The following is a 14,492-nucleotide window of genomic DNA, read 5'->3' on the forward strand; positions in this document are numbered from 1 at the left end:
ATCACCGATCTCGGCGGTCATCTTCCACGGGCCGAGGCCATCGGTCAGGGCTTGTCTGCCGGTGCTGTCGGGTCCGTCCCGTCGGGCTGATCGTCGAGGCGCGCGTGGAGTCGTTCGCGGACCTGGTCCGGGGTGTACGCGCGGCGCTTGCGTTCGTCCCGCACGATGATCACTCCGGTGGCCGCGACACCCGCGGCACCCGCCAGGCCCAGCACCTTCCACCAACGCATGGGCCTAGGCTAGTGGGCGTGCCACGCGAAGCGCCGTCGAGTGCCGGTTTCGACGAAGCGGTAGACCTCACCCGGACAGGTGATCTGTGGTTGTTCCGCGGACATTCCCGCGCCGACCTGGCCATCCGGGGATTGACCAACAGTCCGGTCAACCACGTCGGCATGGCGGTGGTCATCGACGATCTGCCGCCGCTGATGTGGCACGCCGAACTCGGCCGGACACTGCCGGACGCCTGGTCGGGCGGCCATCATCGCGGGGCTCAGCTGCACGATCTGCGGGCCGCGGTCCTGCGCTGGACCCAGGAGTACGAGCAGCGGGCGTGGATTCGCCAACTCGACCGCCCGGTGACCCGCGACATGGAGGATGCGGCGCTGCGGACGGTGGCGCGGCTGGACGGCATACCCTTCCCCTCGACCGGCGCGCTGACGGGACGGTGGTTTCTCGGACGCGTACCGGTCCCGAGAGGCCGGAAGAAGCGCGAATCCGATACTGCCGGACTGGAAAACGCCTACTGCGCCGAGATCGTCGCGATGACGTATCAGGCGATGGGCCTGCTGCCGCGCAAGCGCCCGAATCGATATGATCCCGGCAGTTTCTGGAGCGGCGACAACCTGCGGCTGTCCGAGGGGTACCGACTGGGCGGGGAGATCGCGGTCAACGTTCCCGCGGATGGGACGTGAATCCCACGCCGCCGGAAAAGAACTGACGATCTCAGCGGTTGGTTTCGGCGGTGATGTGTTCGAACAGGCCCGGGTTGATGCGTGTGCGAACGCCTTTCGCCCACGGCTCGTCCAGGTCGTCGATGTCGAGGGCCGCCACGTTGTTCAGCAGCATGCCGAAGGCGAGGAACGATTTCACCGTCACCGCGTCCAGGCCGGTCGTGCCGGCCACCGTGTCCCACATGCGAGCCATGCGGGTGCGCACGAAATCTCGGACCTCGTCGTCGCCGCAGGCGGCAAAACCCTGGAGCTGCAACAGAAGTGCGGTGCGGTCCGAGAGCGATTCGTAGTACCGCGCACCCATCAGCGACAGCGCGCCGAGATCTCCGGCACCCTCGGCGGCTTCGGCCATGCCGTCGCTGAGCCGGTCGAAGGCCGCGCCGACCAGTTCCAGGAACAGCGCCTTCTTGGTCCCGAACATCCGGAACACGTACGCCTGCGTGATGCCCGCCTCGCGCGCGATCGCCTCGACGGACGCACCGTGCAACCCGTGATCCGCGAATTCGCCCGCGGCGATCCCCAGCACCTGGACACGCCGTTCCGATCCACTCATGCGCACAGCCACACCGATCATGTTACTGGTTACCAACCACTAACTTGTAGGCTGGGTGCCGTGGACGACGACATCTGGGCCGATCTGGCCGATAGGTTCGCGGACGAGGCCTACGCCTCGGTGAAGGGCCACGTACGCACCTACGTCATGCATCACCAACTGCTGGACCATCTTCCGCCCGCTCCGGCGTCGGTCCTCGACGTCGGCGGCGGTGCAGGCCACCAATCGTTCCCGCTCGCCCGGGCCGGATACGAAGTGACGCTGCTCGACCCGTCACCGGCCATGCTGAACAAGGCCCGGCAGCGGCTCCCACAACTGTCCGACGAAGCCCGCCAACGGGTCACCCTCCTCGAAGCCACCGGTGAGAACGCCGCCGAGGCGGTGCACAACCGCCGTTTCGGCGCCGTCCTGTGCCACGGCGTACTCGGCTACCTCGAGGATCCGCACCCGCTGATCGACCAGCTCTGCCGATGCGCCGCCCCCGGCGGCCTCGTCTCGATCATGACCGGCAACGCCCACGCCTCCGCGGTCCGCCCGGCCCTGGAACGCCGATGGGACGACGCCCTGGCGGCATTCGACACCCGGCACGAGATCGGCGAACTCGGCGTACGGGGCCGCGCCGACACAGTGGAGGAGGTCGGCGATCTACTGCGTGCCCATGGCGTCGAGCCGATCCGCTGGTACGGCGTCTGGCTGTTCGTCGACTGGCTCGAATTCAGCGGAGCCGAACTCGACCCCAACGACACGCAGCAGGTATCGGCAACGGCCGCAGTCGAACTCGAGGCCGCCCAGCGAGACCCCTACCGCCAACTCAGCCGCGCCTTCCACCTCGTAGGCCGCAAGATCCGGGACTGACACCCGCGGCGCTGCACACTCGGCCCCCGAGTGAGGGTCAGGGGTTCGAGTCCCCTTGGCTCCACCAAGTTTGTCATTGCGCGAACACCTTTCTCTGAGGCCCTGACCGGCGGTTTTCCTCCGGTCGGGGGCCTTGGTCGTTGCTGGGGTGGTTGTGGCGTGGGGGTCGGTCGGGGCTTGGGGGATGCGGAACACAGGGATGATGCGGCCGGGTCCGGTGATCTTGACTTCGGCGACGAGCGTTTCAATCAGGGCCTTGCGGGCGTGGTCGGTGCCGGAGGTGATGACGTCGGTGATGTGGTCGGCTACTTCGGTGAGGGTGGCGGGGTCGGGTCCGGTGGGTGCGGTGTCGAGGGTGGCGGCGAGTTCGTCTCGTGGGGCGTGCACAGACATCAAGCGTCTGGCACTGGGTGACACTGAGAGCCGTGCTCTCGTTTTGGAGTTAGCAGAGGAGTATGCCGCGTGAACGTTGACGCCCTGTCCATCTTGCGGGAGCCTCATCTCATTCCCGGCAGTTGAGACCGGATGCGATTGAGCGCTGCCGAATGTTCCGCGGCCAGTTCGCGCATGCCTGCCTTGGCTGATGCTCTGATTGCCCGCTGTATCTGATGCGGTAATCGGTGATGCTCGGCCGACTTCATGGCGTCGGTGAATGCTGCTGCGGCGGTGTCGGTTTCACCGACCGCTGCCAGCACTTCGCCGCTGGTGACTCGTTCGATGACGCGCCATTGCGGCGCAGCCGGTTCACCCGGCGGATCGTGAATATGGCGACGGGCCTCCCCCAGCCGGCCGAGACTCAACAATCCGCGAATCTCGATCTCCCGTAACGTAAACGGCCGAAAGAGCAGTCCGCTTCCGAAGTTGCAGTCGAGCAGTCTTCGGTAGTCGCCCAAAGCGCGGTCGAATGTGGCGGCGTCGCCGAGTTCAGCTGCGGCCCTGCACAAGAACGCCAGCGAACCACCCTGTTCGGCCGGATCGGCCGACAGTTCCAACGATTGCTCCAGCCGGGCGATGGCCGCGCCAGGGTGCCCGGCCTTCCGGAGTTCGTTGCCGTGCATCCGCAACGCATGGGCGTAGAACATAGGGTCATCGAGATTCGCCGCTACGGTGACGGCCTGCCCGGTCCATTTCGCTGCCGCCGACAGCCGTTCCTCGGGCAGCACTGTCCCCAGCGATACCCCGAGCGCTACACGCGCCTGTGCCAGCAGGACGAGGCTGTCCCGCTCCATGTGCCCCTCGGCGGCACGCGCTTCCAGCCGCGCCACCAGTGGCCATAGTTCGTTGACTGCTTCGACCGCATGTCCGGCCTGGCGGGCGATTTCGGCGAGTCGCACTGTGCTGTCACCGAATTGGAGCATCGCACGGTATTCGGCATCGTCGGTGCCCGTGACACCGAGCACGTGAGCCGGGAGACCGAGCCGGGCCGCGATATGGCGGCGGCTGGCCACGTCGGTGATCGCGCGCTTGCTGGTCTCGATCATCGACACGTACGACTTGTCGTAACCCAGCAGCTCGGCGAGCGCGATTTGGCTCAGGCCGTTGATGCGCCGGTACGCGCGCAGAATGGTCGGCAGGTCGCGGGTCGCGATGGCGGTCCCTGCCTCGGGTGTAGCCCACAGCCACACCGCCGACGCGATCGGTGTCGCGGGAACAATCGCGACCGCGTGCCCCTCGTCGGTTGTGGCAGCGCAGGTGGGACAGAGCGGATCGGCAGTGTAGCGGCCGATGGTGACGCCGCACGCCTGACACCGGCCGTCGCTCATGTCACAGCCCTTCCGCTCTCAGACGTTCTCGCCTGCCCGCAGTTGCGCGAACCACGTCATGATCGATCGCTTGTAACCATCGGGCATGTTCAGCCCGGCAATGTCGTCCTCACCGAACAGGCCGACCTCTTTGTGTTCGTGGGACAGTACGGGCTCGGCGTCGGTATCCGGGTAACAGCCGTAGGTCACGATGAACACGTGTTTTTCGGCTTCGTTGATGTAGTAGATCCACGAATCGAGAATCGGCCCGGTCGTGACCGGCCACTGCGTTTCCTCGGTGATCTCGCGAGCCACGCATTCCTCCGGGGTCTCGTCCGGCTCGATCCGGCCGCCCGGTAGCTCCCACTCGTCGCGCTCGTTCCTCAACAGCAGCACCCGGCCGTCACGAACGACCACGCCCTTGATCGAGATCGAGTACATGTGCGGCACGTAACCGGAGGCAGTCATGCCCGCGACGCTAGCAGCCACGACACCCGGCGAGACGGTCTCGGCGATGACAATCTGTCAGCGCCCGGTGCGGTGACGATCCGTCAGTGGACGCCCGTCACGAGCACAGCGCACCGTGAAACCATGTTCGTTGACCTGCAACAAGATTGGGCGGCACACGTTGCCTCCCGGCTCGCCACCGACGGAATCGCCCGGTTCGACCACATCCGCACCCGGGCACAATTCGTGACGCTCGCCGCATCCCTGGGCCGGATAGTGCCACACCGCGACAGTGACGATGACGGCGTGACAATGCTCGAGAATCGCGCCGACGTCGGCCGCCGTATCGGGTTCGAAGGCTTCGGAACCGGAGCGCTGGCACCGCACACCGACCGATCCGGCGTCATCGACCCGCCTGCGCTCCTCCTAGTGCTCTGCGGCCGCAAAAGCAGCTCCGGAGGCGAATGCATCGCTATCGACGGTCGCAGCGTCTACACCGACCTCGCAGCCCACAGCCCCGAAGCCGTGCACGAGTTGTCACGCTCTCGCACAGTGCTTTTCGGTGGTGCCGCCGGATATCTCGGGTCGGTGTTCGAACACGCGCGCAGCGGCCGTATCCGGGTTCGCTACCGCACGGATGGCCTCGCGAAATTCTCACCCGACCTCACTCGATGGCTACCAGGTCTCAACGAGGCGATCGAGCGGCACACGGTACGGTTCGCGCTCGAACCCGGACAGGGCTATGCCCTGCACAATCATCGCTGGCTGCACGGCCGTACGGCCTTCACCGGTGAGCGGGTCATGTACCGGCTGAGCCTGAACCCACACCCGGAATTCGCGATTTCCTCCGGCTTCGAGGTCCCGGGCGCGGCGGCGGTGGCCTGATGAACGTCGACTACGACACGGTGCGGATCGCCATGCGATTCGAGAACGGCTCCGACGATCCCAACCACTATCCCTACTACGACGAATGCGGATTCGATCCCGGCCCCCTCACCACCGAACAAGCCCACCGCCTACTACAAATCCACCTCCACAACGACACCGTGCAGTGCAGGCAACGACAAGCCGCCCTGCAAGTCCTCGAGATCGCCGGACGGCTACGACGACCCCACTGGTTGCGGGTGCGTACCTGACGTATGCCCTGACCTCCGGCTAGCCGAGCCGCGCGGCTCCGCCAACGAATCCCACGGGGTCTACTGGATGGCCATGCGTGCCGGGAGGCTCGCCGTCGTGCCCACGGCCCAGACTGACGCTCGCCTCCGTAATCCCGCTCATGTACACACGCGCCGTATCGAGCCTCGCCCGAGCGTCGTTGGACAGAGCCAGTGCCACCAGCAGCAGTCCCCACCGCCGCGAAGAACACCGGCGCAGGCCACAGGATGACAACAAGCCACGATGCCATGCCGGAGCTACAGGTCGTCCTCGATCAGAAGCAGATACGCCGCCTCCAAATGCACGATGCACTCGTCAGGATGATGGAACCGATGGATCTCGCGCAGCTCCTCCGCCCGTTGCGGTGTCAGCTCCATCAAAGACGCCTGGCACAGGAACTCCGCCAGCCAGCTGTCAGCGTAGACAAAGTTCCGAAAGTGCACGGGCTCCGGCGATGTCATCCGACGTCACCGCTCTCCGGCCACACCCGCCGTGGCGGAAACTCCGTCCCATCCCCCTCCAGCCCCTGTTCCGGCGGCAACCGCAAACGTCCCGCTCGTACCGCCCCCACCAATTCATCGAACGACTCGATGCACCAGCTCAGTGCAGCCGCATCCCGATCACCGTGCTTCGGATCGTGCTGCCGGAACGCGTACAGGACGTACTTCCAGACGAGCCAAGCAACCCATTGCCCGTACGATGACGGGCTGAGCGGCGCATCGTCCTGGTACGCAACGTCTTTGGTGTGTCCGCCTGCTTCACGATCGATGAACCAGGTGTACAAGCTCAGCTGTTCATTGAGCTTGCTCATGTCCTTTGGTCGCTGCTCATACACATGCCGCCAAATCCCCACGAACTCCCGTGCCCCACGCAACATGACCGTGCTCGGTTCTTCGGCTCCGGCGCAGACCCGCAAGAACGGCGCGCAGTCCGGCAACGGCGTACCCGGCGTCGCCTCCACCGGCGGCACCGTGAAAGCAAGGGGATGATCCGGGCTGGAGCCATCGAAGACGGTGTAGGTAAGGCGATCGGATTGCTCGGATGGCATGGACGGCGCCGGTGACTCGGACGATGCGGCCGAGCGATCGTCAGGCATAGATAACGCATCCTTTCGGTAGGGAAGATATGAAAACGGAGGTGTGAAACGCGAAGCGCAACAACGGACAACGAAAGAGCGAAACTCCTTGGGGGAACACCAGATTAGGAATCCACAGTCCGGAAACCGGAGCAACCGGACGGGATCCAGCCGAACAAGCCGCGCGGAGGCACGCCGCTCACTGGCCGCTCAGTCCCATAAATTTGCACACGGTAACGGCGGCAGATCCGGGCACACCTCATCATCGACCGTGACAACGAACTCCGGAAAGCCCTGCGCCAGTTCATCAGCCACGTTCTCGGCTTGCTCAGCGCTGGCCTGGAAGTCCAAGCGAAGCGCACCCGACTCGATGTGGATATGCCGAATGCGCCGGGGTAACCGGGGTAGGGTGGCGGGCAGCATACCTGGCGGAACCCGTTGGCCCGCTTCAATGTCCGCGATCGCCATCCGGGCCACCACGTTACCCACGGTTCACCGCGGATGCGTCGTCGACGGCACCACGGCGCCGGCCTCGGCCAGCACCTGCAGCGCCGCAGCCTTACGCGGGCAACGGATTGCCCGGCAGGCAATATGGAACTGCACGATGAGATGGGCGCGGTCGACACCGAACGGAGTCTCCGGCGCGTAGTGCGTTTCCTGTTCGGTCAGAGCGACCGTCTGGTGCACGGACAGGGTGTGCATGATGTGACCTCGGATCTTTCGGCGGGGCATCGTGGATGCACCCGGCACCGAGGGCTCTCGCCACCGGCTTGCCTGCCTCTCCGGCAACCGGTGCGCCTGCCGAGGAGCAGGCGTCGCCTTGGTGCCGGGTGCGGCCCCGACCGTAAGGCGGCATTTAGGCCGTTTACCGGCGCAAATACGCGAAACCCCTAAAATATGCGGAAAACCGTATAAGGTGCCGTTCGAGGGTGAAATTCTTTGCCTGGCAACGTGTCCCGAGCGTTTTGGTCGATCTTGCAGATGCCCGTTCATACGGAAGCAGGGACAGCAGCATGCATATGACAACCGGCGAGGTCATCCGCCGGATTCGCAAATCGCTCGGCATGACCCAAACCGAGCTGGGAACCATCCTCGGCTACACCCAGCCGGTCATTTCCCAGCTGGAACACGACGGAGCCGCCATCCACGATGTGCGGGTCCTGCGCCGGATCGCCAAGGCGCTCCACGTCCCGCTTGCCATACTGGTAGTGGAGTCGGACGAGGAGGCGGACGTGAATCGTCGCAATTTCCTACGAGCCAGTGCTCTCGGGGCCGGAACCGCCGTGACTGCCGGGGCCGCGGGACACGCAGCTACAGCAACCTCATCAACGGGCAGTGTCCAGGTCGGGGCCGCTGACGTTGCTGAAATTGCTGCCAGTACCAGCCAAATCCACGAACTCGACCTGCTGGTCGGCGGTGACCGGCTGTGCCGGGTGGCCGCCAATGAAGTCCGCTACGTCGAGCAGCTACTGAAAACCGCCAGCTACAGCGAGGCCGTCGGTCGCCAGCTGACCAGCGCTGCTGCGGAGATGATGACTGCTTCCGGATGGGTGCACTTCGATGCGGGCCGATTGGATCAGGCCCGGCGGTACTACGCGGAGGCGGCGCAAACGGCTACTGTCGCAGGCGACGGCATCGCAGCCTCCCATGCCCTGCTCAATGCCAGCATGCAGAGCTTCCAGGGTGGGTTCGGGCCGTCGAAGCCGACCAAAGAGGCGCGTCCGCGGGACGGGGCCAATCTGGCCGACGCCGCTCAGACGGCTGCCCGCCGCGACGGCGGACCGAGGCTGCGCGCTCTGGGCGCGATCTACGAGGCGGGCGCCCACAGCGCGACAGGCGATAAGAGCGCGATGGTGAACGCCATCAGCCGAGCGCACCGTGCCTACGAATCCGGCCGCGGCCATGACCCGGACTGGGTGTATCTGCCGCCTGTGGCCTTGGCCGGCATGACCGGCTGGTCGTACATGCGGATCGGCGACCACCGCACCGCGACGAGCTACTTGCAAGAGGCGGTCGACGGCACAGCGTCATGGCCGCGAGAGAACGTGGGCTGGCGTATCAAGTTGGCCGAAAACGACATTCAGGGTGGCGACATCGCCAAAGGCTGCCACCTCCTGACCGACCATTTCGATCAGATCAACAGCATGACCTCGACACGGCTGCGGGCCACCATCCAGAGCATCGCACAGGACGTTCGTCCACACAGGGCGGTGCCGGAAGTGCGGGAGTTTCTGGAGCTGGTGGCCAGCAGCTGACCTCCGACGATGACGGTCACGGTTCATCTGTGGATCGTGACCGTCGCTGTTCCGAGGCTTTGTTGATCAGAGAGCGTGCTGCGTCGCCGAACACCGCCTGCCGTGCGAGGCTGTCGAACACCTCGGCGTACTGGGCGATTTCTCGTGGCTGGGTGATGGTCAGCTCTGCGGTAATCGCTTCGACCAGAACCATCCGGTTGTCGTACATAACGAAGTTGGTTGTGGCCATCGTGAGTTCGGCGTCGGCAGGCACGATGCCCACCAGAACGCGGGGCAACCCAATCACGGCAATGAGCCGATCCAATTGGCCGGCCATGACATCGTCGTCTCCGACCGTGGTGTGCAGGGCCTGCTCCCCCATGATGATTCGGAGCTGGCGCCTGCCGTGGTAGAGCACCTGCTGTCGTTCAAGCCGTTTGGCGACGCCTTGCTCCAGGTCATCCGGAATGTGGAAGAACGCAATGCTTTTACGCAGCGTGGCTGCCGCGTAGTCGGCCGTCTGCAGGATGCCGGGGATCATGATCGGCTGATAAATGCGCATCAGCTTCGTCTGCTGCGCCAGCTTCACCGTTTCGTTCTGGGCGCGCCTGGTGCCGGTGCCAAGGATGCGCCGCCATTCCAGGTAGGCGGCCTCGATGCTGTGTAGGGTTGCCGCCAGATCCGGCAGCTGGTCGACGGTGCCGGTGTGGGTGCAGTAGGCCCGCAGATCGGCGTCGGACGGCTTGGTTTTGCCGTACTCGATCTTCGATACCTTGGACTCGTGCCAGCCGGCCAGGCTGGCGAGCTGACGCCCGCTCAGCCCGGCGGCTCGCCGAATTTCCCTCAGCCGCAAGCCGAGTGCTTCGCGTGCCTGCTGAACCGAGTCCGTCACTGTCCGGTGTGCTTGGTGGCGCTCGCGGCGTAGTCAGTGTATGGAATGGCCAACTCCCACAGGCGCTGCTTCACGCTGCGGCAGTGATCGATAAGCTGCGGATCGGTGGTGACGGCCAGGCCGGCTGGCTTGCCATTTTCATTGACCAGGTTGAAGGCGAGCAGTTCGTCATCGAACAGCCACCAGTCATCGGGCGGCACCTCGCCCGCCAAATGTCGTGGTAGATAACGGATATCTTCACCAGCCTCAACAGACGGCGCCGTTGCCACCAGTACCCAGCGGTGGTAGTCGCTGTGCGGCACGGTCACGACTCGGACGCGCCGCACGGCGGCTCCGTTGTCCATGACTTCCCGCATCAGGGTCAGCCACGGCTGCTGGAAGGTGACGTAATCGTCGGGCTCGCCGTCGAGGAACCGCTGAAAGTGCTCGGATTCGGCGGGCACGGCGTAGGCGTCCCTAACCTCCAGGTGGAACGCCTCGCCTGTGCACCGCTGAAACAGGTCGATCCACTCATCACCGGGCAGCAGCTGCACCGAAAAACGTCCTCTCTAGCGCTGGCACTTCGATCGCCATCTCATCCTCGGCCAGCTCCAACTTGCCGAGTACCTCGGGGTCCGTGATCACCGGACCGGACAGTGTGAAGGTACCGCGGCCAGTATCCGAGAGCACGGCACCGAGGTAGCTGCCTTGTTCGATGAAACCCAGTAGTACATGCGGGATTTCGACGGTATCGGGTTGATCAGTCTGCCAACCCTGGATCACGAATGTCTCGTGATCGGTGGCGTACACGGTCGGGCAGTCCTTGTTGAGTGAACCGGCCTTGCCCAGAAACGTCAGGTGGTACATGGTCGAGCCCCCTGTGTGATGGTGTGTCACCGCTGATTCGCGGTAGGTCGATGCTATCGCCGACTTGCTCACTCACCGAAGTTTCGGCCGAATTCGAGCAAGACCGAGCAAGATGCTGGCCCTGCGATGCCCGGTCGCCCTAACGTCAGCAGATAGTGGCTCGGCACCAGGTGAAAGCTTGCTCGGGACAGCACAATTGGCTTTGGTACTCCCTGGTGCCGGGCTGCCCTCATAACGGGAGCGAGGGGAGCGTATGTCGCTGAGCCAGTATCTCGTCCGGGTTCACTGCTGCGGCAGCCGGTGGCTGATCGAAGTGCCGGCGATTGGTCGCTGGACGCCGGTCGATAACAAGAAGGCCATCGCCGAGACCGCCAAGGCGATGATCGCTGCCGTCACCGATGCATCCGCTGACACGTTCGGCGTCGACCTGGTCGAAGACCGGGTAGTGAGCAGCACCGACGAATTCGCCACCGGGGCAATCGGGCTCCAACGATGGCAAGCAGCGATGCCGGCCGGTGCCGCATGCGAGTGAATTAGAGGATGCCCTACGTGGGTATGACACCGGCCGACCACGCGCCTATAGGCTGTCCCGCTTCGAATGATCCGGTGCGGGGGTTCGTGCTGCGCTCTCGGACGTAAACCGCCGGACGCGGGCCTGTTGTGTCTCCAGTTTCCATGGACAGCTTGGGTGCCTGACTCACCTGCGCATCGTCGACTTCACAAGATAAAGATCCGCAAAATCCTGCTAAATCTAAATGGAGATGAGTAAGTTGAAGGTTCAGTGGGCAGACCAGCACGAATTCCATGCACTTCTCAGGCGATCCGAGGTCGAAGACAAACCGGTTCTACTGGATCTGCACTCGCCGGAATGCTCCGGCTGCGTAAACCATGATCGAAACATCTATTCCGATCCCGATATCGCTCGTGATGTCATGGAATACACATTTCCGGTCCGGGTCGTCACCACCGATCCGGACCGGGCGAGTACCGATATCATCAACAATCATATATACATCTGGTCACCTACTATCCAATTGCTCGCACCCGATCAGACCCGGCATCATGAATGGAATGGAGCACCGCGTCGTACCCGTCTGTCAGTCGGCTATCAGACCGTCTTCCATGACACCCCCGGGCATCTGACACCGGACGCCTTCAAAGCCCAGTTCCTCGTCGCACGCGGCAAAGCAGCACTACGCAACAAAAAATACGGCAAGGCGATCGGGCTCTTCGATGAGGCGATCACCCGCCATCCCGATGATCGCGTCACGGTCGAGGAAGTGAGCCGCTGGCGCAAGGTCGCCCAGGACGGCGGTGTCATCGAGTCCACATGGGATCATCAGCACCAGGTGACGACCTCTCCGCTCGCCGCCGCAGTCGAACGTTTCGCCCAGACAGTCGCCACATTGCCCGACAACGTCCTCATGCAGGACTGGATCGGCAAGCCCGGAACCGGCGACTGGCAGTGGTATTCGGACTGCCTTCGTGAAGTCGTCCTGCAGGCATACCAAGAACTCTGCAATTTCGCCGTCACCGCTGAACGCGAACGCGCACGGCACGGGCCGCGATTCAACGACACGCACCGCCTGCTGGGCCAGCACCGATTCGCATATCGCGAATTCCAGTCGCTGTTCATCGGCGTGCCTGACGCATTGCTGGACCAAACGCCCCTACGTTCCGAGCGTTCCATCCGCGAAAACCTCGCACACATGGTTATGGCCGAATGGTGGGCATATCGGCCGCAGATCCTGCATGCGTTGGATCGAGGCCGCAAGGGCCTTCCTCCTCAGGTCGTCCCGGCCACGGACACGGTTGCCCAGCACGGAGAGCCGCCGGGCAGCCACGAAAGTCTGCACGAGCTGCTGGCGCTCTACGAGCGCCTTCATCTCCGCAACACACAGGACTTCTCCGGCATCACCGACAATGAACTCGGAATCCGTTCCGCATGGTGGGAACTCGGCCCTGTCGAACTGCGTTTTCGTCTCGAGCGGTACATCTGGCACCCCCGCGACCACGCCGTCTCGATCGACAAGATCCTCGACGCATCCGGCCACCGGCACACAGCCAACCATCGCTTCGCGGCACGCTTGTTCAGCGGTTTGGAAACCGCCGAGGCCGCACTGATCGGAACTGACGGATTCCTCGCAGGCCGGGTCGATTCCCTGATGACCACGATCAATGAACGGGCCGACGAAGCTGCGCGACTGCTCAGTCAGGTCACCGACATCAAACCGGGCATTGGATAGCTGACGTTTCCTGACCGGCATACCCATCACTGGTGCAATCGATACGAGGACGACAATGTCTCCCGATCTGGAACAGCCCTACTCATACCGGCGGCAGACCGCGTATGAGCCCGATCACCGCCGGTTTCCGGGCTGGCGGAAGACGACCGAGCGGGAATGGAACTCGCTGCAGTGGCAGCGGGCTCACTGTGTCAAGAACCTCCGCCAACTCCACGATGTCACCGACGATCTTCTGAGCGATGTGTTTTTCGCAGATCTGGAGCGCGACCAACGCGAGCGCGCGACCATGTCCATGCTGATAACACCCCATATGGTCAATACGATCGCTGGCGATGCTCCGGTCCGTGGCCCTGAAAGCCTCACCGACGCATTCTATCGCGATCCGGTCCGCCGATATATGCTTCCCGTCTTCTCCGACCGATGCACCGATTTCCCCTCCCATCCCTATGCTCGGAGAGACTCGCTCCACGAGCGCGATATGTGGGCAACAGAAGGTCTGACCCACCGCTATCCCAACAAAGTTCTGGTGGAGGCGGTTTCCACCTGTCCACAGTACTGCGGACACTGCACCCGGATGGACCTGGTCGGCAACTCCACCCCGCAGATCGGCAAGAATGCTTTCACACTCGGCCCGCGAGCACGACTCGACGCGATGCTCGCCTACCTGCGGACAACGCCGGCCGTGCGTGATGTCGTGGTCTCCGGTGGAGACCTGGCCAATATGCCTTGGCCGCGGCTCGAAGCGTTCGTCGGCGCACTGTTGGAAATAGAGTCCATCCGCGACATACGGCTGGCGAGCAAGGCGTTGATCGGGCTGCCCCACCACTGGGCCGACGATCGAGTGGTCTCCGGAATCGCACGACTGGCCCGCACCGCGCACGACCGCGGAGTCCAGCTGTCGCTGCACACCCACGCCAACGTCGCTCAGCAAATCACCCCGAGTGTCTGCGCTGCCGCCCGCCGCCTGCAGCAAGCGGGGTTGCGCCACATCCGCAACCAGACGGTGCTGCTGCGGTCGGTGAACGACAGTCCGACCGCGCAGCTCGACTTGTGCTTCGCCCTGCTCGACGAGGCCGCGGTGATGCCCTACTACATCTACCTGTGCGACATGATCCCTTTCAGCGAGCATTGGCGGATCTCGGTATCCGAGGCTCAAGCCCTGCAACTGGACATCATGGGTTACCTCCCGGGCTTCGCAACGCCACGGATCGTCTGCGATGTGCCCATGGTCGGCAAACGCTGGGTACATCAACCAGCCGACTACGACCGGATGCGCGGAATATCGTACTGGTCCAAGAACTATCGCACCGCGTCGGAAGCCGCTGACCCCGAGGCTTTGAGCCGGTTGTACGCCTACTACGACCCCGTACACACCCTTCCGCCGGAAGGACGGCAGTGGTGGGCAGACCGTGATCACGGCCGCCCGGCTTCCGGGCCGGCACGACAACTCGCGTCAGGATGACGACCCCCCGAATGGCAAGTCCCGAAACGGGACCA

At 63.9% G+C, this 14,492-nt stretch carries 19 protein-coding genes; 8 read left to right on the forward strand and 11 right to left on the reverse strand.

Annotated features, from left to right (window positions below; all coding sequences use genetic code 11):
- Positions 1-44: 44 nt before the first annotated feature.
- Positions 45-230 carry a hypothetical protein gene (locus D892_RS0134985; protein ID WP_024805714.1) on the reverse strand — a complete coding sequence of 62 codons (186 nt, stop codon included), beginning with the start codon at positions 228-230 and terminating at the stop codon, positions 45-47.
- An 18-nt stretch (positions 231-248) separates the two neighbouring features.
- Between D892_RS0134985 and D892_RS0134990 the strand changes: the two genes are divergently transcribed.
- The gene (locus D892_RS0134990) at positions 249-911 is read left to right on the forward strand and encodes a hypothetical protein (RefSeq protein ID WP_036570965.1); all 663 of its coding nucleotides are present in this window, start codon (positions 249-251) and stop codon (positions 909-911) included.
- Positions 912-942: 31 nt separating this feature from the next.
- Here D892_RS0134990 and D892_RS0134995 read toward each other — a convergent pair whose 3' ends face one another.
- On the reverse strand, positions 943-1,524 hold the full coding sequence (locus D892_RS0134995) for a TetR/AcrR family transcriptional regulator (protein ID WP_232236237.1): 582 nt from the start codon (positions 1,522-1,524) through the stop codon (positions 943-945).
- Between the two features lie 39 nt (positions 1,525-1,563).
- Here D892_RS0134995 and D892_RS0135000 point away from each other — a divergent pair, with 39 nt between their 5' ends.
- Positions 1,564-2,358, forward strand: a complete 795-nt coding sequence (locus D892_RS0135000) for a bifunctional 2-polyprenyl-6-hydroxyphenol methylase/3-demethylubiquinol 3-O-methyltransferase UbiG (RefSeq protein WP_024805717.1) — start codon at positions 1,564-1,566, stop codon at positions 2,356-2,358.
- Positions 2,359-2,855: 497 nt separating this feature from the next.
- Here the strand turns inward: D892_RS0135000 and D892_RS0135010 are convergent, their stop codons facing one another.
- Complete coding sequence (locus D892_RS0135010; protein ID WP_051499303.1) at positions 2,856-4,121, reverse strand: helix-turn-helix domain-containing protein; 1,266 nt, start codon at positions 4,119-4,121, stop codon at positions 2,856-2,858.
- Positions 4,122-4,139: 18 nt separating this feature from the next.
- A complete protein-coding gene (locus tag D892_RS0135015) occupies positions 4,140-4,568 on the reverse strand; it encodes an NUDIX domain-containing protein (RefSeq protein ID WP_024805720.1) in 429 nt (142 codons plus the stop codon).
- Between the two features lie 123 nt (positions 4,569-4,691).
- Between D892_RS0135015 and D892_RS0135020 the strand changes: the two genes are divergently transcribed.
- Both D892_RS0135020 and D892_RS0135025 read left to right on the forward strand, forming a co-directional pair.
- On the forward strand, positions 4,692-5,432 hold the full coding sequence (locus D892_RS0135020; protein WP_024805721.1) for a TauD/TfdA family dioxygenase: 741 nt from the start codon (positions 4,692-4,694) through the stop codon (positions 5,430-5,432).
- Positions 5,432-5,683 (forward strand): hypothetical protein, encoded by a 252-nt coding sequence (locus tag D892_RS0135025; protein ID WP_024805722.1) that lies wholly within the window; start codon positions 5,432-5,434, stop codon positions 5,681-5,683. Before D892_RS0135020 ends, D892_RS0135025 begins: the two co-directional genes overlap by 1 nt.
- A gap of 276 nt (positions 5,684-5,959) precedes the next feature.
- On the opposite strand, the gene D892_RS0135030 is transcribed toward D892_RS0135025, so the two are convergent.
- The 4 genes from D892_RS0135030 to D892_RS0135045 all read right to left on the reverse strand — a co-directional run bounded on the left by D892_RS0135030 (position 5,960) and on the right by D892_RS0135045 (position 7,479).
- Positions 5,960-6,145, reverse strand: a complete 186-nt coding sequence (locus tag D892_RS0135030; RefSeq protein WP_232236238.1) for a hypothetical protein — start codon at positions 6,143-6,145, stop codon at positions 5,960-5,962.
- 14 nt (positions 6,146-6,159) lie between these two features.
- Positions 6,160-6,798 (reverse strand): hypothetical protein, encoded by a 639-nt coding sequence (locus D892_RS0135035; RefSeq protein ID WP_156959827.1) that lies wholly within the window; start codon positions 6,796-6,798, stop codon positions 6,160-6,162.
- Between the two features lie 189 nt (positions 6,799-6,987).
- Positions 6,988-7,266, reverse strand: coding sequence for a hypothetical protein (locus D892_RS0135040; RefSeq protein ID WP_156959828.1), 279 nt, complete (start codon positions 7,264-7,266; stop codon positions 6,988-6,990).
- Between the two features lie 3 nt (positions 7,267-7,269).
- Positions 7,270-7,479 (reverse strand): hypothetical protein, encoded by a 210-nt coding sequence (locus D892_RS0135045; protein WP_024805726.1) that lies wholly within the window; start codon positions 7,477-7,479, stop codon positions 7,270-7,272.
- Between the two features lie 227 nt (positions 7,480-7,706).
- Here D892_RS0135045 and D892_RS0135050 point away from each other — a divergent pair, with 227 nt between their 5' ends.
- Positions 7,707-9,032 carry a helix-turn-helix domain-containing protein gene (locus tag D892_RS0135050; protein ID WP_156959829.1) on the forward strand — a complete coding sequence of 442 codons (1,326 nt, stop codon included), beginning with the start codon at positions 7,707-7,709 and terminating at the stop codon, positions 9,030-9,032.
- Between the two features lie 16 nt (positions 9,033-9,048).
- Here D892_RS0135050 and D892_RS0135055 read toward each other — a convergent pair whose 3' ends face one another.
- Genes D892_RS0135055 through D892_RS0135065 form a run of 3 tightly spaced genes read right to left on the reverse strand, consistent with a single transcriptional unit; the run spans position 9,049 to position 10,821 of the window.
- Positions 9,049-9,903 carry a helix-turn-helix transcriptional regulator gene (locus tag D892_RS0135055; protein WP_024805728.1) on the reverse strand — a complete coding sequence of 285 codons (855 nt, stop codon included), beginning with the start codon at positions 9,901-9,903 and terminating at the stop codon, positions 9,049-9,051.
- Positions 9,900-10,436 carry a DUF6879 family protein gene (locus tag D892_RS0135060; protein ID WP_024805729.1) on the reverse strand — a complete coding sequence of 179 codons (537 nt, stop codon included), beginning with the start codon at positions 10,434-10,436 and terminating at the stop codon, positions 9,900-9,902. The genes D892_RS0135055 and D892_RS0135060 overlap by 4 nt, the downstream gene beginning before the upstream one ends.
- Entirely contained in the window at positions 10,417-10,821 is a 405-nt protein-coding gene (locus tag D892_RS0135065) for a hypothetical protein (protein WP_232236239.1), read from the reverse strand. Before D892_RS0135065 ends, D892_RS0135060 begins: the two co-directional genes overlap by 20 nt.
- Positions 10,822-11,002: 181 nt before the next feature.
- On the opposite strand from D892_RS0135065, the gene D892_RS0135070 reads away from it, so the two are divergent.
- The 3 genes from D892_RS0135070 to D892_RS0135080 all read left to right on the forward strand — a co-directional run bounded on the left by D892_RS0135070 (position 11,003) and on the right by D892_RS0135080 (position 14,457).
- Complete coding sequence (locus tag D892_RS0135070; RefSeq protein WP_024805731.1) at positions 11,003-11,281, forward strand: hypothetical protein; 279 nt, start codon at positions 11,003-11,005, stop codon at positions 11,279-11,281.
- Between the two features lie 229 nt (positions 11,282-11,510).
- Positions 11,511-12,995 (forward strand): DinB family protein, encoded by a 1,485-nt coding sequence (locus D892_RS0135075; protein WP_198037065.1) that lies wholly within the window; start codon positions 11,511-11,513, stop codon positions 12,993-12,995.
- A 55-nt stretch (positions 12,996-13,050) separates the two neighbouring features.
- Entirely contained in the window at positions 13,051-14,457 is a 1,407-nt protein-coding gene (locus D892_RS0135080) for a KamA family radical SAM protein (RefSeq protein WP_024805733.1), read from the forward strand.
- The last annotated feature ends 35 nt before the right edge of the window (positions 14,458-14,492 follow it).

The sequence above is a fragment of the Nocardia sp. BMG51109 genome (assembly GCF_000526215.1).
GTDB lineage: Bacteria > Actinomycetota > Actinomycetes > Mycobacteriales > Mycobacteriaceae > Nocardia.

Bases quoted from the DNA above. Each gene is read 5' to 3' on its own strand.
- D892_RS0135045 (WP_024805726.1), bottom strand. From the start codon at position 7,479: ATGCACACCCTGTCCGTGCACCAGACGGTCGCTCTGACCGAACAGGAA.
- D892_RS0135015 (WP_024805720.1), bottom strand. From the start codon at position 4,568: ATGACTGCCTCCGGTTACGTGCCGCACATGTACTCGATCTCGATCAAG.
- D892_RS0135070 (WP_024805731.1), top strand. From the start codon at position 11,003: ATGTCGCTGAGCCAGTATCTCGTCCGGGTTCACTGCTGCGGCAGCCGG.
- D892_RS0135035 (WP_156959827.1), bottom strand. From the start codon at position 6,798: ATGCCTGACGATCGCTCGGCCGCATCGTCCGAGTCACCGGCGCCGTCC.
- D892_RS0134995 (WP_232236237.1), bottom strand. From the start codon at position 1,524: ATGATCGGTGTGGCTGTGCGCATGAGTGGATCGGAACGGCGTGTCCAG.
- D892_RS0135075 (WP_198037065.1), top strand. From the start codon at position 11,511: ATGAGTAAGTTGAAGGTTCAGTGGGCAGACCAGCACGAATTCCATGCA.
- D892_RS0135080 (WP_024805733.1), top strand. From the start codon at position 13,051: ATGTCTCCCGATCTGGAACAGCCCTACTCATACCGGCGGCAGACCGCG.
- D892_RS0135010 (WP_051499303.1), bottom strand. From the start codon at position 4,121: ATGAGCGACGGCCGGTGTCAGGCGTGCGGCGTCACCATCGGCCGCTAC.
- D892_RS0135020 (WP_024805721.1), top strand. From the start codon at position 4,692: ATGTTCGTTGACCTGCAACAAGATTGGGCGGCACACGTTGCCTCCCGG.
- D892_RS0135025 (WP_024805722.1), top strand. From the start codon at position 5,432: ATGAACGTCGACTACGACACGGTGCGGATCGCCATGCGATTCGAGAAC.
- D892_RS0134985 (WP_024805714.1), bottom strand. From the start codon at position 230: ATGCGTTGGTGGAAGGTGCTGGGCCTGGCGGGTGCCGCGGGTGTCGCG.